The sequence below is a fragment of the Cobetia sp. 1AS1 genome (assembly GCF_029846435.1).
Classification (GTDB): Bacteria; Pseudomonadota; Gammaproteobacteria; order Pseudomonadales; family Halomonadaceae; genus Cobetia; species Cobetia amphilecti.
In genome coordinates, this window is the sequence record NZ_JARWKU010000002.1 from 431439 (window position 1) to 452823 (window position 21385).

Below are 21385 nucleotides of genomic sequence, written 5' to 3' on the forward strand. Positions count from 1 at the left end.
GCCTGGATGACGGTGGTAAGCAAGGCAAGACAGTTAGTGGACAGACAAGTGAGGGCAGCCGCCCTCACTTTTTTCATGAACGACAGCAGGAGGCTATCGCCGTGAGAATCATGCATGTCATCTCGACTCCCGCCTCTGGCGGCGCCGAGGTCTACGTCAAGGACCTGAGTCTGGCGATGGTGGCCGCTGGCCACAGTGTGCATATCACCTTTCTGGAAACCGCCGCGGAATGTGGCCGTGACCTCGAATACGAGCATCGCTTTCTGAGCCAGCTGAGTGCCGGCAATGTCAGCTACTCGTTTCTGGGCATCGAGACACGCCGCCGCCCGTGGCGAGGCGTGACGAGGCTGCGCAGGGAAGTGACGCGCTTCGCGCCGGATGTGGTGCACTGCCACCTGTATTACGCACTGATGTTCGCCTTTGGATTGCCGCGTCAGTTGCCGGTGATGATGACGGTGCACAGCATCGAGCTGGGCGCGCCGGCCTGGATGTTCCGGCTGTTTGATCGTCGCGTGACGGCCTACGTCGGTATCTGTCGCGCCTGCACCGACAAGCTGGCGCCGATTGCGGCGCGTCCGGTGGTACAGATCGACAACGCCGTCTCCGGCGCGCGTCTCAAGGCCAGTGGCTGGCGGGAGGCGAATCAGCAGGCCCCGGTACAGTTGGCGGCGATCGGTCGTCTGACCGATGCCAAGCAATACCCCCTGATGCTGGAAAGCTGCGCCAGACTCAAGGCGCAGGGCCTGGCGTTCACGCTCAGGATCGCCGGCGAGGGGCCGCACAAGGCACAGCTGATGGCGCAGATCGAGGCGCTCGGGCTCCATGATGAGGTCAGCTTGCTGGGCAATATCTCGGATGTGGCGGGGCTGCTGGCCAGCGCCGATGCCTTCATCATGTCATCCGCCTGGGAAGGGCTGCCGATCTCGCTGCTGGAGGCGACGCTCAGTGGCCTGCCGGTGCTGGTCACCGATGTCGGTGGCTGTGCCGAGGTGGTGCATCGGGTCGGCAACGGCCTGGTGGTTGATCAGCACACGCCTGAGCGCTACGCCGAGGCGTTGGGGCGACTGGTGGGGGATGCTGAATTGCGGCGTGCCTTCGCCCGGAACGCGCGTCGTTACGGGGCCAGTTACCACATCGATACCGCCCTGAGCGGGCATCTGGCGCTGTATGGCAGCCACCAACCGGCGCAGGACACCTCGGGGCTGGAGGTGACGCCCTGAGTGTCCGCGGCGGACACCGAAGTGACGGAAAGGCATGTTCAGGAAAGGCATGTTCAGGAAAGCCGGCCACGTCGCGTCGCTCATGATCGCCATTGGAAAGGCCAGGGGGTGTCGCTGACACTCCCTGGCCTTTTCGTCCTTGGGGCGTGTCCAGGCGTGGTAGAGGCATCTGCGCGGTATCTGCTAAACGTTTGCGGGGCGTATCCAGGGGTCTGCGGAGCGTATGTGGGGCCTGTGCAAAGTGCGATTGGGATTTCTCATTCTGCAAAGATGAGTCAGATGATGAGTTGTTGCTAAATTAAAGTAGTTTGATTTCGCAATTCGCATTAGATGCGCTAAGGGTAATCTGTCGTCTGTCAGGTACCTGACTGCCAATGATGAGGATTAGGGGAAGCAGCTTAAAGTTATCACCGCCAGTACAATCGTCTCGACGACCCGACAAGTCCTTGCTGTTGAAGTCAATTGATTTATTATCAGCCTTGTTGAAGAGGGGACAGTAATGTCGCTTATTGGCGAATCAGACGTCGCCGGTAAAGCGCCAGGTTCTCTTCGCTGCGACGTGCGTCATGTCACGGCCTATCGAGGTCGCCGGGCATGGCCGAGGCATGCAGACAGCATGCGCAGGAGTCGAGCGACACAAGCGCGATACAAGCACGAGACAAGAGCAGGCCGGGCCTCGCAGATGGGCAGTCAGGCGGGTAGAGGTACCGCTCCAGCGTGCGACACCGGGTACGGCGAAATGCCTCATGAGAAGGCATCAAGTCCCGGGGTCGAGTCTGGGGTCGGGGTCATTGCCGCCGGGTGGTCAGTCAGACCCGAGCTTGCCACAGACGTACAGGATAGTGCGTCAGCTCAGGCAGAGAATGTCAGTAACACATTGTATTAAATGGATTTGATATATTGGACGTGATTGACGAAGCCGTCGGTGCCTTACGCGCCAGCGGCTGTGTCCCTTGCCTTGCGGGGCATTGGGCGGTCGCCTCATTCGAGGCCGCGCCACCTGCCAGGTCGGGCAGATGGCGCAGGCGCAACCGGGCGATCGAGCGTTGCACCTCAATCATCGCACCTCTCCATGGAATGCATGCGGGCATGAATTCTCATCCCGTTCTGACGCTGCCGTGCCAGCTGACTCGCCAACGAGATCGTCAGGTCTCGCCTGCTTGAAGGGGCTGCACAAAGCTTCCGTCGACAGTGGTCCTGACAGGTTCAAGCAACGAGTCGCTTGAACAGAAATGTCAATAAAAGTGCAAGAAAGAAGTAATCAGTAATGTTGGCGCGATCAATCTTATAAGTATCGGTTAATCAAATGAGTCATGTTGTCTTGATCGATGAGAAAGTCGATCAATGCAATATGTTTCATGTGTTAGATGCCTGGTAGTGAATTACTAAAATACTAATAAACGTTCCATTTCGGAGTTCGGTCATGGGCATGTGTCATGGACACATGCCTGACGTGTGTCCGGGGATATCGCAGGGGTATCGAAGGGCAGGCGTGACCACTCCATGACAGATGACATGTACGCCAATAGGGCGCCGCTATCGGCAGCAGGGGAGAACGCCAGTTCCTCGGGGCGGTAGCGTGCCGAAACAGCGCCTGGCGGTATCGGTCAGGATCACAGGGGAAGAGACAGGATATGGATATACCGGTCAGAACGACGCTCCGGGCGTTCTCATTTGCCGCCGTGGTATTGGCGATGAGCGGGTGTGCCTTCGCGCCCGGTGGGCACATGGATTATGAAGCCGAGGTCGCGCCGCTGACCGACCAGGTGGAAGTCACGCCGATCACCCCCGGGCTGATCTCCAACTATCGCGCACGCCCCGCCCAGACCGCTCCCGCGCCGCCTGAGCTGGTCGATGACATCAAGCAGTACGTCTACCGCGTGGGCGGCGGCGACATCCTGGCCATCAACCTGAGCACGCCGCTGGACCTGGCTCAGGAAAGCGGTGTGCAGCGTCAGACGGTCGAGGCGCTGACCTACATCGTCCAGCCGGATGGCACGCTGTTCTACCCCTATGTCGGTCGCATCAACATTCGCGACATGACAGTGGATGAGGTGCGCGCCGCGCTGGTCGCGGGGCTGTCCCGTTACATCACCGAGCCGCAGGTCAATGTCTCGGTGGCGCAATTCCGCTCCAAACGCGTCTATCTGAGTGGCGCCGTGACCGAGCCAGGCTTCGTGCCGGTCACGGATGTTCCGCTGACCCTGATCGATGCCATCAGTGCCAGCGGTGGGGTCACGGCACTGGCCAACACCCACAACATCACGCTGACGCGCGACGGCCAGCAGGAGCATCTGAGTCTCTATCAGCTGCTGCAGCAGGGCGACATGCGTCAGAACCGTCTGCTCAAGGATGGCGACGTGATCAATATACCGGTGGCGGAAGACCAGAACGTCTTCGTGCTCGGTCAGGTACTCAAGCCCGGCAACATGCCGGTGGGCAATGAACGTCTGAGCCTCACCGATGCGCTGTCGCGAGCCGGCGGGGTCGATGAGGACCGCGCCAATCCGTCAGGCGTCTTCGTGGTGCGTGAAAATTCGCCGGAGTCCGACAAGCTGGCCACGGTCTTCATTCTCGATATCTCGGATGCGACCTCGCTGATGCTGGGCGCGCGCTTCCCGCTGCAACCGCGTGATGTGGTCTACGTGACCGCCGCACCGGTCAGCCGCTGGAACCGTGTGCTGAGCCAGCTGCTGCCGTCCGTGACCAGTACCGGGGCCTTCGTCTCGGTCATCGATGACATCGAGGATTGAGGTCATGTCCCACTCCCGCATGGCAGGTCGCGTCGCGACCTGCCGTATCACCTGCCTGCCGGGCCTGAATCGTTTACTCAAGGCGGCGTCATGAATCAGTACACCTCTCCCATGCCATCCTTTTCTGCACAGCCTGGCAAGGACACCACGCGCCGACTCGATTTCAGCACCATTCTCGCCTTGCTCTGGCATCGACGCTGGTGGCTGATCGGCAGCACGCTGCTGTTCACCCTCTTGGGCATCTATCTCGTCGGTAGCCAGCAACGCATCTACCTGGCCGATTCCCTGATCCAGATCGAGGACAAGGGCGGCAGCGCCAGCCTGCTGGGGCCGCTGGCCGGTCAGGCGACCGGCAGCGACGAGAGCAGCACCAGCGATGAGCTGGAAATTCTCGCCTCACGACTGGTATTGGGCCAGGCCGTAGACCGCGAGCGCCTCAATATCGTGGTCTCTCCGGTGCGTTACCCGGTCATCGGTGACTGGCTCTCCAACCGCCACCTGCGCCTGCCGGCCAGTCTCGGCGGGCAGGACTACGCCTGGGGCGATGACACCCTCAAGGTCACCACGCTCGAGCTGAGTGGCCCATGGCAACAGCAGACGCTGACCCTCGAGGCCCTGGGCGATGAGCGCTACCGCCTGCTGGATGCCGAGGGGCAGGTGATCGTCGATGGCAAGGTGGGCGAGAACGCGCTGGCGGAGGGCATCAAGGTCTTCGTGCGCGAGTTGTCAGCCGAGCCGGGGGCGCGCTTCACGCTGACCAGCATCTCGGACCTGAGCGCCATCAATTCGCTCAAGTCGCGCTTCACCGCCGTGCGCAATGGCACCGACACCGGGGTGGTCACGCTGAGCCTGTCCGGCAGTGACCAGACCGCCATCGTCAACACCCTGGACACCATCACCAATGTCTTCCTGCAGCAGAACATCGAGCGGGAATCCGCCGAGGCGGACAATCAGCTCGGCTTTCTGGGCGACCAGATCCCGACGCTGCGTGGCCAGCTCGATGAGGCCGAATCGGCACTCAACGACTATCGCCGTCGTCGCGACTCGGTCGATCTGACCGCCGAGAGTCAGCAGGTGATGGAGAATCTCGTCGGGCTGGACAATCAGCTGACCGAGATCAAGCTGCGCCTGGCCGAGCTGTCACGTGCCTACACCAGCGAGCACCCGGCCTATCGGGCGCTGGTGGCACGTCGTGATTCGCTCAATCAGGAGAAGGCGCGCGTGCAGAAGCAGGCCGAGCAACTGCCGGCCGCCCAGCGCGAAGCGCTCAACCTGAACCGCAATGTCACCGTCAGCCAGGAAATCTATGTCGCGCTGCTCAACAAGCGCGAGGAAGTGCGCCTCAAGAAGGCCGGCACCGTCGGCAATGTGCGTATCCTGGACCCCGCGGTGCTGCAGCCAGTGCCCATCTCGCCGAAAACGTCCCTGATGCTGGCCGTGTTCTGCATGATCGGCCTGATGCTGGGCACGCTGGCCGCGCTGCTGCGTCATGCGATGCGCAAGGGCATCGACACCGCCGAGCAGATCGAGGCGCTGGACCTGCCTGTCTACGCGACGGTGCCGCTGTCGCCGCAGCAGCACAACATGATGCGCCGCGTGCGCCTCAAGGGCGAGAAGGGCGGCCGCGAGATCTATCAGGGGGTGCTGGCCACCTCCCAGCCGTCGGACATCAGTATCGAGGCCCTGCGCAGCCTGCGTACCAGCCTGCACTTCGCCCTGCTCGACAATCGCCGCAAGTCGGTGATGTTCACCGGGCCGAGCCCGGGCATCGGCAAGAGCTTCGTCAGCCTCAATCTGGCGGCGGTGAGCGCCGAGGCCGGTCAGCGCGTGCTGCTGATCGATGCCGACATGCGCCGCGGCCACCTGCATCACGCCTTCCAGCGTACCTCCGAGCAGGGCGGTCTGTCGGATGTTCTCAGCGGTGCCAGTCCGCTGGACAGCGTGCTGTATCACTCGCGCATCGACAATCTTGATTTCCTGGGCCGTGGCGTCGCGCCGCCCAACCCGTCGGAGCTGTTGATGCAGCCCAATTTCGCCGAGCTGCTGGAGCAACTCGGTGAGCGTTACGACCTGATCATCATCGACACGCCGCCGGTACTGGCCGTGACCGAAGCGCTGATCATCGGTCGTCACGTCGGCGCCAGTCTGATGGTGGCGCGCTTTGGCATGAACCAGGTGCGCGAACTCGAGCATGCACGCAAGAAGCTCGAGAACAATGGCATTCACGTCAAGGGCGCCATCCTGAATGCCATCGAACCGCAAGCTGGCGACAAGCATGGCTACGGTTATTACAACTACAGCTACGCCTGACATCGTCTCGCTTGGCAGCTCTCATGACGCTTGAATCACGGAGGAGGTAAGCACGATGAGCGGTATACCCTTGTCGATGGAGCACCAGCGGCGTTACTCGCATCACTACGAGCGCTTGCTGGCCAGCAAGCGATTGCAGCTGATCTTCGGGATGCTGGTGGTGGTCATCGCGCCGGCACTGTACCAGGCAGGGTTGAACCAGCTGATGCAGGGGGACACCCACTGGTGGCTGACCAGCGATGATCAGTGGCATGCCCTGTTGGGCACCGGCGTGGCGTACACCCTGTCGGTGACGGCGGTCAATCGCCTGTCCCGCCTGCCGGGCACGCGCTCCTACCTCTATGTCGTGCCGGCGATCGTCATTTCCTATCTGACCTTGATGATGGTGCTGGGCGTGCTGGGGCTTGAGTATTCGCGTCACCAGGTCGGCCTGTCCTTCCTGCTCGCGGTGAGCCTGTGCACGGCCTACTACTACATCGATACCCGACTGCGCCGGATGCGCTTCGCGGTGGTGCCCTACGGCAAGGCGCCGAGTCTGTGCACCCGCCCGGGCGTCGAGTGGCTGTCGTTGCGCGGGCCTGATCTGGTCGGCCTGCCGCGTATCGATGGCGTGGTGGCGGACCTGCGCGGTGAGCTGCCCAGCGAGTGGGAGAGCTTCCTGGCCGACTGCACCATCCACCGTATTCCGGTCTATCACGCGACCCATGCCCACGAGATGATCACCGGTCGCGTGCTGCTGGATCACCTCTACGCCAACGAGTTCGGCTCGCTGACGCCGCGGGAGGACTATGAGGTCATCAAGCGCTGGATGGACTTCACCGTCGCCGCGCTCATGCTCCCGCTGCTGGCGCCGGTCATGTTGCTGACGGCGCTGGCGATCCGCCTCGACAGTCCCGGGCCGGTGATCTTCCGCCAGCCGCGCATGGGCTTTCACTGCCGCCCCTTCACCGTCTACAAGTTCCGCAGCATGTATGACGGCATGAAGGGCGCGGGCTTCACCCAGGAAGGCAGTGATCCGCGCATCACGCGAGTCGGGCGCTTCATCCGCAAGTGCCGTCTCGATGAGCTGCCCCAGCTGTTCAACGTGCTCAAGGGCGACATGAGCCTGATCGGCCCGCGCCCCGAGTCGATGAATCTGGCCGACTGGTATCGCAAGGACGTGCCGTTCTTCCACTACCGCCATGTCGTGCGCCCGGGCATCACCGGCTGGGCGCAGGTCGAGCAGGGTTACGCCGCTGAAGTGGAAGGCATGATCCGCAAGCTGGAATACGACTTCTTCTACATCAAGCACTTTTCCTTCTGGCTCGATCTGCTGGTGGTGATTCGCACCATCAAGATCGTGATCAGCGGCAACGGCTCGCGCTGAGCGGGCCTGCACTATCTATAGACGTCTGTAGACGAGTGTCTCCGCAGGCGAGTGTGCGGCACTTCTCTGAAACGTGTAGCGAGTCGCTGCCAGAGGAACCCGGCAGCGAACGCGCTGCACCGGCACTCGTCTGCTGTCAGAGCCAACCTTCATCTGATGTACGAAAGGAGTCGATATCATGATTACGGTGACGCGTCCCTACTTCCCGGAGCGGGAGAATTTCGACCGCTATGTGGATTCCATCTTCGAGGGGCGCTGGTTGACCAACCACGGCCCGCTCGAGCAGGAGCTCACTCGGCGTCTGGAAACCTACCTGGGCGTCGAGAACCTGCTGCTGGTCAGCAATGGCACCCTGGCGCTGCAGATCGCCTATCGCGCGCTGGGCATCGCCCAGATGCCGGGCCAGTACGAATCGGCGGAGGTCATCACCACGCCCTTCACCTTCATCGCCACCGCCAGCAGCCTGAAGTGGGAGGGCATGCAGCCGGTCTTCACGGATATTGACCCCGACACCCTGTGTCTGGACCCGGCGCGCATCGAGTCGGCCATCACGCCACGCACCCGTGCCATCGTGCCGGTGCACGTGTTCGGCAATGCCTGTGATGTCGAGGCCATCGATGCGCTGGGCGAGGCGCATGATCTGAAGGTCATCTATGACGGTGCCCACGCCTTCGGCGTGACCTATCGCGGCAACAGCCTGCTGTCACATGGCGATGCCAGCACCCTGAGCTTCCACGCCACCAAGCTGTTCCACAGCATTGAAGGCGGCGCGATCATCTTCAAGCGCAAGGAAGACCTGGAGCGCGCCCGCAAGTTGATCAACTTCGGCATCACCGGCCCGGAGTGCATCGAGGAGCTGGGCATCAACGCCAAGATGAACGAATTCCAGGCGGCGATGGGGCTGTGCGTGCTGGATGAGATCGAAGGCAATCTGGAGAGCCGGGCGCTGGTCTGGCATGCCTATGCCCAGGCGCTGCGCGGCAATGTCCAGCTGCAGACCCGCCAGACCGGCGCCAGCCTGAATTACGCCTACTTCCCGATCATTCTCGAAAGCGAAAGCATGCTGCTCGAGGTGATGCAGCGTCTGCAGCAGGAAGGCTATCTGGCACGACGTTACTTCTGCCCGTCGCTGGAATCGCTGTCCTTCCTCGGGCGACCCGCCGCCGAGTTGCAGGACGAGGATGTCATCACCCCGCAGATCGTGCATTCCACCGATATCGCCAGTCGTATCCTGTGTCTGCCGCTCTACTCGGGGCTTGAGGTCAGCGAGATCCTCGGGGCGGTGCGCATCATCGTCAATCGCCACGTCAAGGCCGCCTGATCATGAACATCGCGATCATGCAGCCCTATCTGTTCCCGCATATCGGCTATTTCCAGCTGATGCATGCCTGTGACGAGTTTCTCGTCTATGACGATGTCGCCTTCATTCCGCGTGGCTATATCCATCGCAACAATGTGCTGCTGGGCGGCAAGGCGCATCGCTTCACGCTGTCGGTACCCAAGGCATCGCCCAACCGCTTGATCAGCGAACTCGTCTTCGGCCCGACACCGGACAGCCTGCTGACCACGCTGCATCACGCTTATGCCAAGGCGCCGTATTACGCACAGGTCATGCCGCTGCTGCAGGCGGTGTTCCAGCATGAAGACCGCCGCATCGGGGCGCTGTGCAAGTACAGCTTCGAGCGGGTGTGTGACTACCTGGGGCTGGAGTGTCGCTTTCTGCTGACCAGTGAGCTTGAGCACGACCGCAGTCTCAAGGCCCAGGACCGTCTGATCGAGATGTCACTGATGCGCGGGGCCGAGGGTTACATCAACAGCATCGGCGGCCGCAAGCTCTACCAGGCGGCGCCCTTTGCGGCCAATGGCATCACGCTGTCATTCCTCGCAAGCCAGCCGAGTGACTACTGCCAGACACCGCTTGATTCGCGTCGCTCGGGGCGTAAGGCGGACTTCGTCGCCGGCCTGTCGATCATCGATATGCTGATGTGGTGCTCACCGGGCGAGGTACGCGACAGACTCGCCGAGTACCAGCTGCTGCCGGAAGACCTGGAGCTGCTGCGCGCCGCGGGCAATGTTGCGGGTGATACGGCGTCTGTGCCGGGGCCGCTGGCGCGCGATGTCTCGGCCCACCCGGTTCAGGGAGGCCTCGCCTCGTGTCACTGAGCAACAAGACCGCCATCGGCATTCTGTGGAATTTCTCCGATCAGCTATTGCGGCGTGGCATGGCCAGTCTGGTCACGCTGCTGCTGGCGCGGCTGCTGGTGCCGGAAGATTTCGGGTTGCTGGCGATGGTGCTGGTCTTTCTGACCATCGCCTCGGCCATGATGGACTCCGGTCTTCAGCAAGCCATTCTGCGCATGCCGACCCTCGGGCCGCGTGATGCCAGCACCGCCTTCTTCAGCAATATCGCCTTCGGGGTGCTGGCTTACGGCCTGCTCTATGCCAGCGCTCCCCTGATCGCCGACTTCTATGCCGAGCCACGCCTGATCGTGCTGGTGCGTATCGGCGGCATCGTGGTGCTGATCAACTCCTTCGAGGTCATTCAGGGCGCGATGCTCAACCGTGCGCTGGATTTTCGCACGCGCATGAAGGCTGGCATTCCCGGCAGCGTGGTGTCGGGCGGGGTGGCAGTGCTGCTGGGCTGGCTGGGCTTCGGGGTCTGGGCACTGGTGGGGCAGATGTTGACGGCGGCGCTGGTCACTACCGCCCTGATGTGGTGGTGGGGCAGCTGGCGGCCGCGGCTGGAATTCGACGTGGTGTCGTTCAAGGCGATGTTCCGCTTCGGCTACAAGATGTTCCTGTCACGCATGCTGGATGTGCTGTTCGTCAATCTCTATGTGCTGCTGATCGCCAAGCTGTTCTCCGCTTCGGTGGCGGGGCTGTTCTTCTTCGCCGAGCGTCTCAAGGAGCTGGTGATCAATCAGCTGGTGACGGCGGTGCAGAACGTGACCTTCCCGGCGCTGGCGAGCATCCAGGCGGATCCCGTACGCCTCAAGAGTGCCTATCGTCAGATCCTGCAGGTCATGGTCTATCTGCTGTTCCCGGCGATGCTGTTGCTGGCGGCGCTGGCCGAGCCGCTGTTCCTGACGCTATTGCCCGAGCGGTGGCTGGCGGCGGTGCCTTATCTGCAGCTGATGTGCATCGCGGCCGTCATGTATCCCCTGAGCACGCTCAATCTCAATGTGCTCAAGGTCAAGGGGCGCTCGGACCTGTTCCTCGGGCTCGAGATCGTCAAGAAGGTATTGATCTGTGCGGTGCTGGCGGTGACCTGGCGCCATGGCGTGATGGCGATCCTGATTGGGCAGATCGTGGTGGCGGTGGTGTCCTACATCCCCAATGCCTGGTTCTCGCGGGACTTGATCAACTACAGCATCCGCGAGCAGCTGGCCGACTTCCTGCCGGCTCTGCTGCTGGCCAGTGCGGTGGCGGGCACGACCTGGTGGGCCGTGCCTGCGCTGTTGGCCATCTGGCCGGCGCCGGTGGTGCTGGTGGTATCAGGCCTGCTGGCAGGGGCGGCCTATCTGTTGCTGTCCTGCTGGCTGCGCTTCGCGGCCTGGCAGTACGGCGCCGGCTGGATCCAGGAGCGTCTTTCACAACGGAAAGTGGGGAATACTGCATGTTAGAACTGAGTTATGCCCGGGCACTCGCGACGCCCCTCATGGATGGCACACCGCAGTCAGGCCCCTTGCCTGTACCGCCGGCGCCCGCCGAGGAAGCCGCCATCATGGCCGAGTGGGAGGGCGATCTCAGCGCCCCGCGCGTCTCGGTGATGTGCTTCGCCTTCAATCATGGCGACTACATTCGCATGGCGCTGGATGGCTTTCTGATGCAGCGCACGCGTTTTCCGTTCGAGATCGTCGTGCATGACGATGTCTCGACGGATGGCACGCGGGAAATCATCGAGGAATATGCGGCCCGTTATCCGAACATCGTGCGGCCGATCCTGCAGGACGTGAACCAGTACTCGCAACATATCTGGCCGATCACCTTCTGCATGCCGGTGATGCGTGGCGACATCATTGCCTATTGCGAAGGCGATGATTACTGGATCAAACCCGACAAGCTGGCCCGTCAGGTCGCCTTGTTCGACGCCTATCCCGAGGCGACGGTCTGCTTCCACCCGGCGCTGGAATTCAATGAAGCCACCGGCGAGCATTCGCTCATCTGCCGCTATGCCGATAGCGTGAAGAAGATCTCTGCCGAGGCGGTGATCGGGCTGCGCGGCGCCTCCATTCCGTCACCGGCCTTCAGCTTCCGACGCGTCGATGCCACCGTCGACGCGATGATGGCGTCCTATCGCGGCGCCCCGATCATGGACTTCTTCCTGCAGTCCTACATGGCACTGCAAGGCGAGACTCTCTATTACGAAGATGCTGCCTGTGTCTATCGCCGCAATGCCAAGGGTTCCTGGACATCGCAGCAGCAGGAAAGCGAGGCCGAACAGCGCTATCAACGCGACATGATCTCCGCCATCGACGTCTTTCATGCCAATACCCGGCATATGCCGCATTCCGACAGCCTGTATATCCCGCTCTATCACTACTTCAAGCAGTACGTGATGGCGCCCGCGAGCCCCATGCAGCGCCTGGCCAACTTCCGCCAGGGGGTCGCGCTGCTCTCGCACATGGACCGCAGTCGGCTGCTGCGCCTCGTGCGCCAGGATGTGATGACCAAATTGATAGGCACTCGTCGCCGTCGTGTGACATCCGACAGCGCAGTGCAGAAGCGTAAAAGCGCCTGAATGCCCCCGATTATCGGGGGGATGAGGGCGAGAGAAGCGTTTGATGACAGGACGTCGTCAATAACATCAAAAAAGCGCTGCAACACACAAAAGCGCGAAGGATATCGGCCTTGGGCCGTCGTGAGTCGCAAGGGGACCGCAACATGAATTATCGCAGTTACGCCGACCTGAGTTCGGATATCGCCAGACAGTTGTCGCGCCTGCAGGCCGGGAATTTCGATCTGATCGTCGGGATCCCGCGCAGTGGAATGGTGCCGGCCTACATGATCAGCGCCATGCTCAATCGGGCCTGCACGGATCTCGACACCTTCATCGCCAACGGCTCGCCCGGCAAGGGAATGACGCGCAAGGTCCGGGGGGCGGCGCAGAGCGCCTGGGAAAATCAGCGTGTGCTGCTGGTCGACGACAGTTTCAACAGTGGGGCCTCGCTCAAGGCCTCCCTGGCGCGCATTCCGCAAGAATGCCCCTGTGACATCACCACCTGCGTCATCTATGCCAACCCGGCTCCGGTGGTGGGGGTGGACATGTATCTGGTCGAGCTGGAGCACCCGCGTGCCTTCCAGTGGAATCTGTTCCATCACCCGGCGCTGGCCAATAGCTGCCTGGATATCGATGGCGTGCTGTGCCTCGATCCGACGCCTGAGCAGAACGATGACGGCCCGCGCTATCGCGACTTCCTGACCAACGCGGCGCCTCTGCATATCCCGACCTACCGAGTGCACTCGCTGGTCACCAATCGGCTGGAAAAATATCGTCCCGAGACGACCGCCTGGCTGGCCCGGCACGGTGTCGAGTATGACCACCTGATCATGCTCGACCTGCCCAGCAAGGAAGAGCGCCTGCGTCAGAATCGCCATTCGAGTCACAAGGCGGATTACTACCGTGACTCCGGCTGTCGCCTGTTCATCGAAAGCGAGGTGGGGCAGGCCACCAACATCACGCGCATGACCGGCAGGCCCGTCTATTGCGTGGACGCCCACCAGATGATGACTCCCGAGTGGGCCTCGATGTCAGCGCAGAAGAAGGGCCAGGTGCTGGTGTGCACGTTCAAGCGCATGGCGCGCCGGGTCGTGACCTGGTTGCCGGCGCCGCTGGCCCGCCAGGCGCGCAGTGTCTATCAGCGCCTGGCCTGAACGCACCGAAGGAAGTGGGGCTGACGATGACCACCATGCGCAGATGGCATGGCGGTCATCGTGAATTGACTCGATCAAGCCTGGCTCAAGGCTAACACTGGCGAAGGAGTGGCAATGAAGACGCATCGGATGGCGCTTTTGGTCGTGGCACGGCAGATGACCCTCGAGACTCGCCAGATGCTGGCGTTGGCGGCGGGGCTGACGCGCCTGGGTCACGAGGTGGACCTCATCGTGCCCCAGGCCCATGAGGAGTTGATCGAAGGTCTGGCACATGGGGTGCGGCTGGTAGAGCTGGGCGTGCACACTGAGTTGACGGGCGTGCTGGCCCTGACGCGCTATCTGGCGCGTCATCGCCCATGTGTCCTGTTGTCCAGTGGTCTGGAAGCCAACCTCAATGCGCTCAAGGCGCGCCGTCTGGATCGTTGGCGCGTGCCGGTGATTGCGCACCATGCCGTGACACCGGCCAGTGAACTGGTGGCGGCGGGCAGCAAGGCGCGGGGCCTGAGGCGCCGGATGGCGCTCAAGTATCCGCATGCGGCACTGGTGCTGGTCGAAAGCGATGAAGCCGGCTGCCAGGCACGCCACGAGGGCGGAATCGAGGCAGCGCGCGTCGTGACGTTGCCGTTGGCCCCTGATGAGGAGACGGGCGCGCTGAGCGAGCATCAATTGATGCAGTGCCTGTCGCTGATGCTGTCGGCAGCCGAGGTCGAGGGCGCGTCACCCTTCTCGTCCCGAAGCTGGCAGGTCAGCAGTGGGGGAGCTGCGGCTGGCCTCGCGCAGTCCTCGCCGTCCCTCGATACCTCTGGCGTGGTGAGTCGGCAGGCCACCAGCGCTGATACCGGCGCGTCCGCGCCCCTCATGTCATCCGCCAGTCTGCAGGCCGAACTGGCCAACAGCGGCGCACGAGAATAAGTCTTTCCATGGAACACATTCTGCTCGACCTGCCCAACCTGCTCGTCTGTCTGGTACTGGTGATGGTGGGCTTTCTGCGCGGTTGGGTGACGCGCAATGTCGCGATCATCCTGAGTCTGAGCAGTGCGGTGCCGTACCTGTTGAACAATGTGCTGTTCGATGCCGAGTACATGCCGGACCAGTTCCGCTACTGGGAGCAGGTATTGGCCATGCGCAGCATGGACTGGGGAGCGATGGACCACTCCCTGACCGTCTCGGTCTCGTCGGGATTTCTGGCGCTGTTGCCGTTGCCGCTGGCGGAAACCATCACCAGCCTGGGTTTCTTCAACAAGTTCCTCTATATCGGCGCGCTGATGGTGCTGATTCGCCGCGGCATCATCTCCCACGCGGTACTGCTGTTCGTGCTGTGCTACCCGAGCCTGGTGCTCTACAGCTCACTGAGCCTGCGCGACACCCTGGTCACCGGCTTCATGCTCGGCAGCTTCCTGCTGGCCATCGAACGTCGGCCGATGTGGGCGCTGATCTTCCTGTTGCCGTTATGGATCATCAAGTTCCAGAACGCTCTGATCATGCTGATCTTCCTCGGCATCTACCTCCTCTACGACGTCAGCCGTCAGGGCCTGTCGACCAAGCGATTCTGCTGGTTGCTGGTCGGGCTGGCCGCCAGTGTGCTGGTCATCTATCCGCTGGCGGTGGACCAGATCAACTTCTTCCGCGCGGCCATGTATCTGGAGGATGGCGGCAAGATCGAGGATGTAGAGGTCATTCAGGGCTTCGGGGACTTCGTGGTGACGGGGATCCAGGGCGCGCTCTATTTCCTGATCAAGCCATTGCCCTGGGAAGCCGCCAATGCGCTGCAGTTGATCCAGTCGGGAGAGAACCTGCTGGTGGTCGCCTTCCTTGTCTGGCTGACCCTCAAGTGCTGGCAGGTCCAGCGCGAGAAGACGCTCTTCTGGCTGCTGTATCTGATCGGCGCCTTCACCATCTATGGACTGGTCGTCTTCAACTACGGCACCGCGGTGCGCTATCGCTTCCCGTTCCTGGTCATCTATGTGGTGTGCATGGCGCATGACACAGGGCTGGTGCGGCTGTGGCAGCAGCAGCGCCGGCCTGCGTTGCTGGACTGAGCTGCTGGAACGAGTTTCTGGACTGGGTTTCTGGACTGGGTTTCTGGACTGGGTTTCTGGACCGAATTGCTGGACCGAGTTGCCGGCCCGAGCCGCGACGTCTTTCCTTTCGCGCTGGTGTCGCTTCTCGATCGTCTCTCTCGTCGATGGCTCCCCTTATTCAAGGTTTCTCTCCCGGATGCTTCCGGTCGCGCGGGCTCATGCTCGCGCATGTTCTTCTTCGCATGACACGCAAGGAATGCCCCATGCCAACACGTGACGCACAGCCCTCCACGGTGGTGCTGGTCTCCAACTCGTCGTTCTTTCTCTACAACTTCCATCGCGGCGTCATCGAAGGGCTGCGTGACTCGGGGTATCGCGTGGTGTGCCTTGCGCCCACCGATGCGCATAGCGCGTACCTGGTGGATGAGCTCAGGGTCGAGCATCGTGCGCTGGGCATGGAAGGCAAGGGCACCTCGCTGATCGGTGAGGGCAAGAGTCTGCTGGCACTGCTGGGGACATTGCTGAAACTCAAGCCACGCTATGTTCTCAACTTCACCATCAAGGCCAATGTCTATTCGGGACTGGCCTGTCGGCTGCTCAAGATTCCCTATACCAACAACGTCTCGGGGTTGGGCACCGCCTTCATACACGACAGCTGGCTGTTTCGTCGGGTACGGGCGCTGTATGGCTTCGCCAACCGTGGCGCGCGTTGCGTGTTCTTCGAGAACCGCGATGACCAACGCCTGTTCATGCGCCTCGGGCTGCAGAAGTCCACGCCGTCTGTCGTGCTGCCCGGCGCCGGTATCGACCCGCAACGCTTCGCCTTTGCGCCGCAACCGCAGACGCCACCGCTGACCTTCGTGATGGTCGCACGCCTGATCGGCGACAAGGGGGTGCGGGAATACGTGACGGCGGCCGAGCGTCTGCATGAGCGTTATCCGCAGGCACGCTTCTGGTTGATCGGCCCGTCGGGAATCAGCAATCGCACCGCGATCAGCGATGAGGAAATCGCTGCCTGGCGCGAGCGCGGCATATTGCACTACCTGGGCGAACAGCGGGATGTACGCCCCTTCCTGGCCGAGGCCAATGTGCTGGTGCTGCCGTCGTATCGGGAAGGCATGCCGCGCACGGTACTGGAGGCGGCCTCGATGGGGCGTCCGGCGATCGTCAGTGATGTGCCGGGCTGTCGCAGCTCGGTCAATCCCGGCGTCACGGGTTGGCTGTGCGAAGCGGCCAATGTCGAGTCTCTTGAGCAGCAGATGCAGGGCTGTCTGGACATGCCGCATGCGGCATTGATGGAGGCGGGGCAGGCGGCACGCGTGCGTATCGAGCGTGAATTTGATCAGCAGATCGTGGTGCGTGCCTATCTGGGCTGTCTGCAGCACACACTGGATATCGAGTTGCGTAAGTCAGTACTCGCTACCGCCTGAGGCGGGACGCTAACATATTGACACCGTTGGATTTTCGTCAGGAAGATGAAGAAAATCGTTCTCGACAGTTGGGCAAATATCAGGAACTGCTGCTGGATTTAACGCGCATAATGGCCCCGCGAGTGAGAGTGACAGGCGCCTGCCTGGAGAGCTCAATCGGTCGGGACAGTGCCTCTTCTGGCAATGACACACCGCGTGTCGCTGAACAGGCCGACTCGCTGGAACGCGATCGATCGTCATCAAAGGGAAGGATGCCCGTGAACACCATCAACAGAGAGCAGAATGTCGTCATGAGTGGATATCGTTTCTGCGCCCAATGCGGGGGCGCCAGCGTACATCGCGTAAAACGCCATTGGTGGCAGCGACTGGCCGGCAAGGCGCCGCTCTATCACTGTGAAGACTGCGGCATCATCCATCGCGTCTCGACTGAAGCCATCACTGCCAGCCGGACGAGCCAGCAGGACACTGAGTCGTCGCACCCGATGGCTGGCCGCTGATCCTGTCTTCAGGTGCCAGCATTGAGCTATTGAGCTATTGAGCTATTGAGCTGAGCATGGCGCGCCGGCATTGGATTTATCTTTTCATCACCCATGCCACGGCGCGCGTTGTACGCTCACCATGATTCAGGACAAGCGTGCTTCTTAGAAGGCGGGGGGCAAGACGCGTTTAGCTGGCATCTCGCATGATGCCTGGCAGTGTTCGTTCAGCGCTCAGGCCGCTTGCTACTCTTGCTTTTCGAACTCGCTTTTCGAACTCGCTTTCCGTACTAGCTCCCCGTGCCCGCTTACCGCACACGATCCTCTTGCCGTTCTGTCTTGCTGACGCGCTGTCTTGCTGGCGCGTTTTCTTTCTAAATGTGCTGTCTTTCTGACGTACCGTCCGTCTTTCCAAAAAATTGCCTGAGGCATTGTTCTTCATGAAGCGGTAAAGACGTGGTGGCCGCCGCTCGTCTTGCTGTCAGCCGTTTTGCGCGACCGTTCCTGCGCTAGCATTCTGCGCTAGATCGCACCGCTTCATGTCATACCCCCTATCTCCCGCCATCGACCCTCGTCGGTGGCGGGTTTTTTCTGCGCCGCAGTTGAGCATTTCGATCAAGCAAGGCGATATCTCGCCAGCGGTCGGGTGCCTCGCGGCGAGCATTTCCCTGTGGAGCGCATGAGCCAATGAAGATTCTGTTTGTCGTCGGTAATCTTTCCAGCGACGGAGGCACGGAACGTGTCACATGCGAAATCGCCAGCGGACTGGCGCGCACGGGTCATGAGGTGATGATCGCGAGTCTGTTCGGGCCAGCGACCAGCTCGTTTTCCCTGGAGGACAGCGTCACGACCTGTTGCCTGAATCTGAAGGAAGCCAGAGGCGGGGCCCGGCGTTCGCTGGGCATCAGTTCGGCGTTGCTGACCAAGGTCCGTCACCAACAGGCCGATGTGGTGGTACTGGTGGATTCGATCCTGTTTGCCTTCTGTGCGCCTTGGGCCCCATTCCAGCGCGCCCGGATCATCTGCTGGGAGCATTTCAATCTCGCCACCGATCATGGTTCACGCCTGCGTTCGGTGGGCCGCTCGACCGCCGTGCGCCTGGCCGACGCCATCGTGGTGCTCACCGAGCGGGATGCCGAGGCCTGGCGAGCGCGCTATCGCATCCGCGACAAGGTCGGCGCGATCTGGAATCCGGTGCCGCACTTCCCCAAGCCCAGCGAAGAGGACGCAGCGTCGCGTACCGTGCTTGCCGTCGGGCGCCTGACGGAGCAGAAGGGCTTCGATGTGCTGCTGAACGCCTGGCACAAGGTCGTGTCGGTCCACCCTGACTGGCGACTGCGCATCGTCGGCTGGGGCGAAGATGAAAATGACCTCAAGGCCCAGGCATGGACATTGGGCCTGAGTGACAGCGTCGTCTTCGTGGGCCGCACCTCACAGGTGGAAAAGGAGTATCAACGCGCGGCGTTGTACGTGATGAGCTCACGCTGGGAGGGACTGCCGATGACCCTGCTGGAAGCGCAATCCTTCGGCTTGCCGGTAGTCTCGACAGACTGTGAGACCGGGCCTGCCGAAATCCTGGCCGGCGGCAGCGGCGTGCTGGTGGATGTCGAGGACGATGAGGCACTGGCGCGCGAGATCCGTGACCTGATCACGGATGAAGCTCGCCGCAGCGAGATGTCCCTGCTGGCACGCGACAATGCCGCGCGCTTTGATGCGGACACCCTGTGCGGCGAGTGGCAGCAGCTGCTGGAGCGCCTGACCTCCGGTCGAACCCGCATCGCGGATGCCTCGTGAATCCTCCCAGAGTGTCAAAATCGAGCCGCAGAGCAGGGCGTGATCCACTCTGGTGAGCCTTTGGCTAAACATTCGCTGACCAGGCGCCCAGTCACGCCTGCCAGTGTCACCCCGATATGCTGATGGCCAAAGGCATGGATCACGCGTGGCTCATTGGGTGACGGGCCGATCACCGGTACGGAGTCGGGCAGGGTGGGGCGAAAGCCCAGCCAGCGCCGGGCCACCGGGGCATCAATGCCCAGCACCTTGCGCACCCGGCTTTCCAGATAGTCGAAACGGGCCGGGTTGGCCGGCCCCGCAAGCGAGCTCAGCTCCACGGTGCCGGCCACGCGCAGGCGCGCACCCTCGGCACTGTGCAGTGGCGTCATGTAGAAGGCGCTTTCCACCGGGCAGGTCGGGCGGTTGAGCGGTGATTGCTCGAGATCGAATTCGATGTGATAGCCACGCTCGGTATCCAGCGGAATCCTGTCGCCGATCTGGCGCGCCAGCTGTGCCGACCAGGCCCCGGCTGCCAGCACCACTCTGTCCGCCATGAGTCGCCGGCCATCGGCGTACTCCAGCAGCATGCCGGAGGCCTGACGGCTCAGGCGGGTGACCTCGGCGTTGACGATCCGGCCTTCTTCGCGCAGCGGGGTGGCCAGGGTGTCGATGAACACCTGCGGGTCATCGAGGTGACAGGAGGAGGGGAACAGCACGCCACCCGCGGTGTGGCCTTCCATGGCGGGTTCCAGCGCGATCAGCTCGTCCGCCGTCAGCACCTGCTGGTGGATGCCGAGCTGGTCGCGCAGTCGGATATCGCCCTGTGCGGCCTGCAGGTTCTCGGCCTTGCCGTAGGCATACAGACAGCCCTTGCGCTGAATCATCGCGGCGGCAGCGGGGGTATCGTCCAGCAGCGGCTGGTAGTCCGTGTAGGTATGGCTGAGCAGCTGGGCCAGCATCTCGCTGTTGGCGCGAAAGCGAGTGGCGTTGCACTGGCCCATGAAGCGCATCAACCAGGGCGAGAGCCTGGGCAGGCATTTCCAGTCGATGACGAAAGGCGAGTCAGGTGACAGCAGCAGCGACGGCATGCTGCGCCAGATTTCCGGACGGGCGATGGGCAGGCAGCCGTAATCCGCCAGGGTACTGGCATTGCCGAAGGAGGTGCCGCTGGCGATGCCTTCACGTTCGATCATCGTCACCTCGTGGCCGCTGCGCCGCAGCCACAGGGCGCAGGCGACTCCCACGGCGCCTGCACCGATCACCGCCACTTCCGTGTGTTCGCTATCACTCATTGATCACTCACCTTGTGGTCATCTTGTTGTTATCGAGGTGTTGTTATCGAGGTGTTGTTATCGAGGTGTTGCCATCCTGGCGTCGATATCGAAGCGTCGTCATCGAGGTATTCGCGCCGCAATGACGCACGCCCCGGGGGGAGGGCCGGGGCGCAGCAGGTGGCCTTTCGAGCATGCCTCGCGGGCGACAGCTCGGCAAGCGCGCTGTCACCGGGCGTGCGTGTCGTACTCAAGCGTTCCGGGCGTGGCGCAATCCAGGCCCTTCAAGACACGCGTTTCAAGATCGGCTCGGCTCCTCGAAGGGCAGCGGGATGTCATCACCGCGCCGGACGGCGAAGACATTCAGCGTCATCGCCACCAGGGCGTAATAGCCCAGCACCCCGATCAGCTCCACCACCACGGTTTCGCCGAACATCGCGACGGCCTCGCCGTACAGGCCATCATCGACGCGCCGCTCGGCGTAGAGGGCGCGGGTGACGCGATAGATCAGCCGCTCATCGTCTTGTTCAAACGCGGGTTCACGCTCCTCGCGCAGCGCCGTGATGACCTCTGGCGCGAGGCCGGCCTGCTCGGCAATCGGCGCGTGAATCTGCCATTCAGCCTGTGATTTCCACCACACCGCCGTGGTGAGAATCGCCAGCTCGCTGAGACGCAGCTCGAGGCCGGTGGCGTAGCGGCAGAAGGCACCGAGGCGCTGGGCATGACTGGCAAGCTCGGGGCTGTGGATCCAGGCCAGGAAAGGGCCGTCCAGATTGCCGCGCGGGCCGCTGAGAATCTCGGCCAGTACCTCGCGCTGAGCCGCGCTCATGCTGGCGTCATCCAGTTCGGTCAGGCGCGATGTGATCGCCATGAAAGTCACTCCATTCAAAT

Annotated in this window: 16 protein-coding genes; 14 read left to right on the forward strand and 2 right to left on the reverse strand. The window is 62.2% G+C overall.

Going from position 1 to position 21385, the window contains the following annotated elements:
- Positions 1-110: 110 nt before the first annotated feature.
- The 14 genes from QD280_RS05635 to QD280_RS05700 all read left to right on the forward strand — a co-directional run bounded on the left by QD280_RS05635 (position 111) and on the right by QD280_RS05700 (position 19244).
- Positions 111-1220, forward strand: coding sequence for a glycosyltransferase family 4 protein (locus QD280_RS05635; RefSeq protein WP_279838803.1), 1110 nt, complete (start codon positions 111-113; stop codon positions 1218-1220).
- Between the two features lie 1634 nt (positions 1221-2854).
- Positions 2855-3973 carry a polysaccharide export protein gene (locus QD280_RS05640; protein WP_279838559.1) on the forward strand — a complete coding sequence of 373 codons (1119 nt, stop codon included), beginning with the start codon at positions 2855-2857 and terminating at the stop codon, positions 3971-3973.
- Between the two features lie 90 nt (positions 3974-4063).
- Positions 4064-6283 carry a polysaccharide biosynthesis tyrosine autokinase gene (locus QD280_RS05645; protein ID WP_279838560.1) on the forward strand — a complete coding sequence of 740 codons (2220 nt, stop codon included), beginning with the start codon at positions 4064-4066 and terminating at the stop codon, positions 6281-6283.
- A gap of 55 nt (positions 6284-6338) precedes the next feature.
- Positions 6339-7649, forward strand: a complete 1311-nt coding sequence (locus QD280_RS05650) for an exopolysaccharide biosynthesis polyprenyl glycosylphosphotransferase (RefSeq protein ID WP_225996327.1) — start codon at positions 6339-6341, stop codon at positions 7647-7649.
- Between the two features lie 178 nt (positions 7650-7827).
- The gene (locus tag QD280_RS05655) at positions 7828-8970 is read left to right on the forward strand and encodes a DegT/DnrJ/EryC1/StrS family aminotransferase (RefSeq protein WP_054556247.1); all 1143 of its coding nucleotides are present in this window, start codon (positions 7828-7830) and stop codon (positions 8968-8970) included.
- A 2-nt stretch (positions 8971-8972) separates the two neighbouring features.
- Entirely contained in the window at positions 8973-9812 is an 840-nt protein-coding gene (locus QD280_RS05660; protein ID WP_279838561.1) for a WbqC family protein, read from the forward strand.
- Positions 9803-11272 carry a lipopolysaccharide biosynthesis protein gene (locus tag QD280_RS05665; protein WP_084589649.1) on the forward strand — a complete coding sequence of 490 codons (1470 nt, stop codon included), beginning with the start codon at positions 9803-9805 and terminating at the stop codon, positions 11270-11272. The genes QD280_RS05660 and QD280_RS05665 overlap by 10 nt, the downstream gene beginning before the upstream one ends.
- Positions 11266-12390, forward strand: a complete 1125-nt coding sequence (locus QD280_RS05670) for a glycosyltransferase (RefSeq protein WP_279838562.1) — start codon at positions 11266-11268, stop codon at positions 12388-12390. The genes QD280_RS05665 and QD280_RS05670 overlap by 7 nt, the downstream gene beginning before the upstream one ends.
- 143 nt (positions 12391-12533) lie before the next feature.
- Complete coding sequence (locus QD280_RS05675) at positions 12534-13523, forward strand: phosphoribosyltransferase family protein (RefSeq protein WP_279838563.1); 990 nt, start codon at positions 12534-12536, stop codon at positions 13521-13523.
- Between the two features lie 114 nt (positions 13524-13637).
- On the forward strand, positions 13638-14435 hold the full coding sequence (locus QD280_RS05680; RefSeq protein WP_279838564.1) for a glycosyltransferase family 4 protein: 798 nt from the start codon (positions 13638-13640) through the stop codon (positions 14433-14435).
- Positions 14436-14443: 8 nt separating this feature from the next.
- On the forward strand, positions 14444-15562 hold the full coding sequence (locus QD280_RS05685; protein ID WP_052384903.1) for a hypothetical protein: 1119 nt from the start codon (positions 14444-14446) through the stop codon (positions 15560-15562).
- 245 nt (positions 15563-15807) lie between these two features.
- A complete protein-coding gene (locus QD280_RS05690; RefSeq protein ID WP_153636192.1) occupies positions 15808-16974 on the forward strand; it encodes a glycosyltransferase family 4 protein in 1167 nt (388 codons plus the stop codon).
- A gap of 17 nt (positions 16975-16991) precedes the next feature.
- A complete protein-coding gene (locus tag QD280_RS05695; protein WP_279838565.1) occupies positions 16992-17471 on the forward strand; it encodes a hypothetical protein in 480 nt (159 codons plus the stop codon).
- Between the two features lie 666 nt (positions 17472-18137).
- Positions 18138-19244 carry a glycosyltransferase family 4 protein gene (locus QD280_RS05700; protein ID WP_279838566.1) on the forward strand — a complete coding sequence of 369 codons (1107 nt, stop codon included), beginning with the start codon at positions 18138-18140 and terminating at the stop codon, positions 19242-19244.
- A gap of 14 nt (positions 19245-19258) precedes the next feature.
- On the opposite strand, the gene QD280_RS05705 is transcribed toward QD280_RS05700, so the two are convergent.
- The gene (locus tag QD280_RS05705; RefSeq protein WP_279838567.1) at positions 19259-20515 is read right to left on the reverse strand and encodes an FAD-dependent oxidoreductase; all 1257 of its coding nucleotides are present in this window, start codon (positions 20513-20515) and stop codon (positions 19259-19261) included.
- A 277-nt stretch (positions 20516-20792) separates the two neighbouring features.
- Positions 20793-21365, reverse strand: a complete 573-nt coding sequence (locus QD280_RS05710) for a carboxymuconolactone decarboxylase family protein (RefSeq protein ID WP_279838568.1) — start codon at positions 21363-21365, stop codon at positions 20793-20795.
- Positions 21366-21385 lie beyond the last annotated feature (20 nt).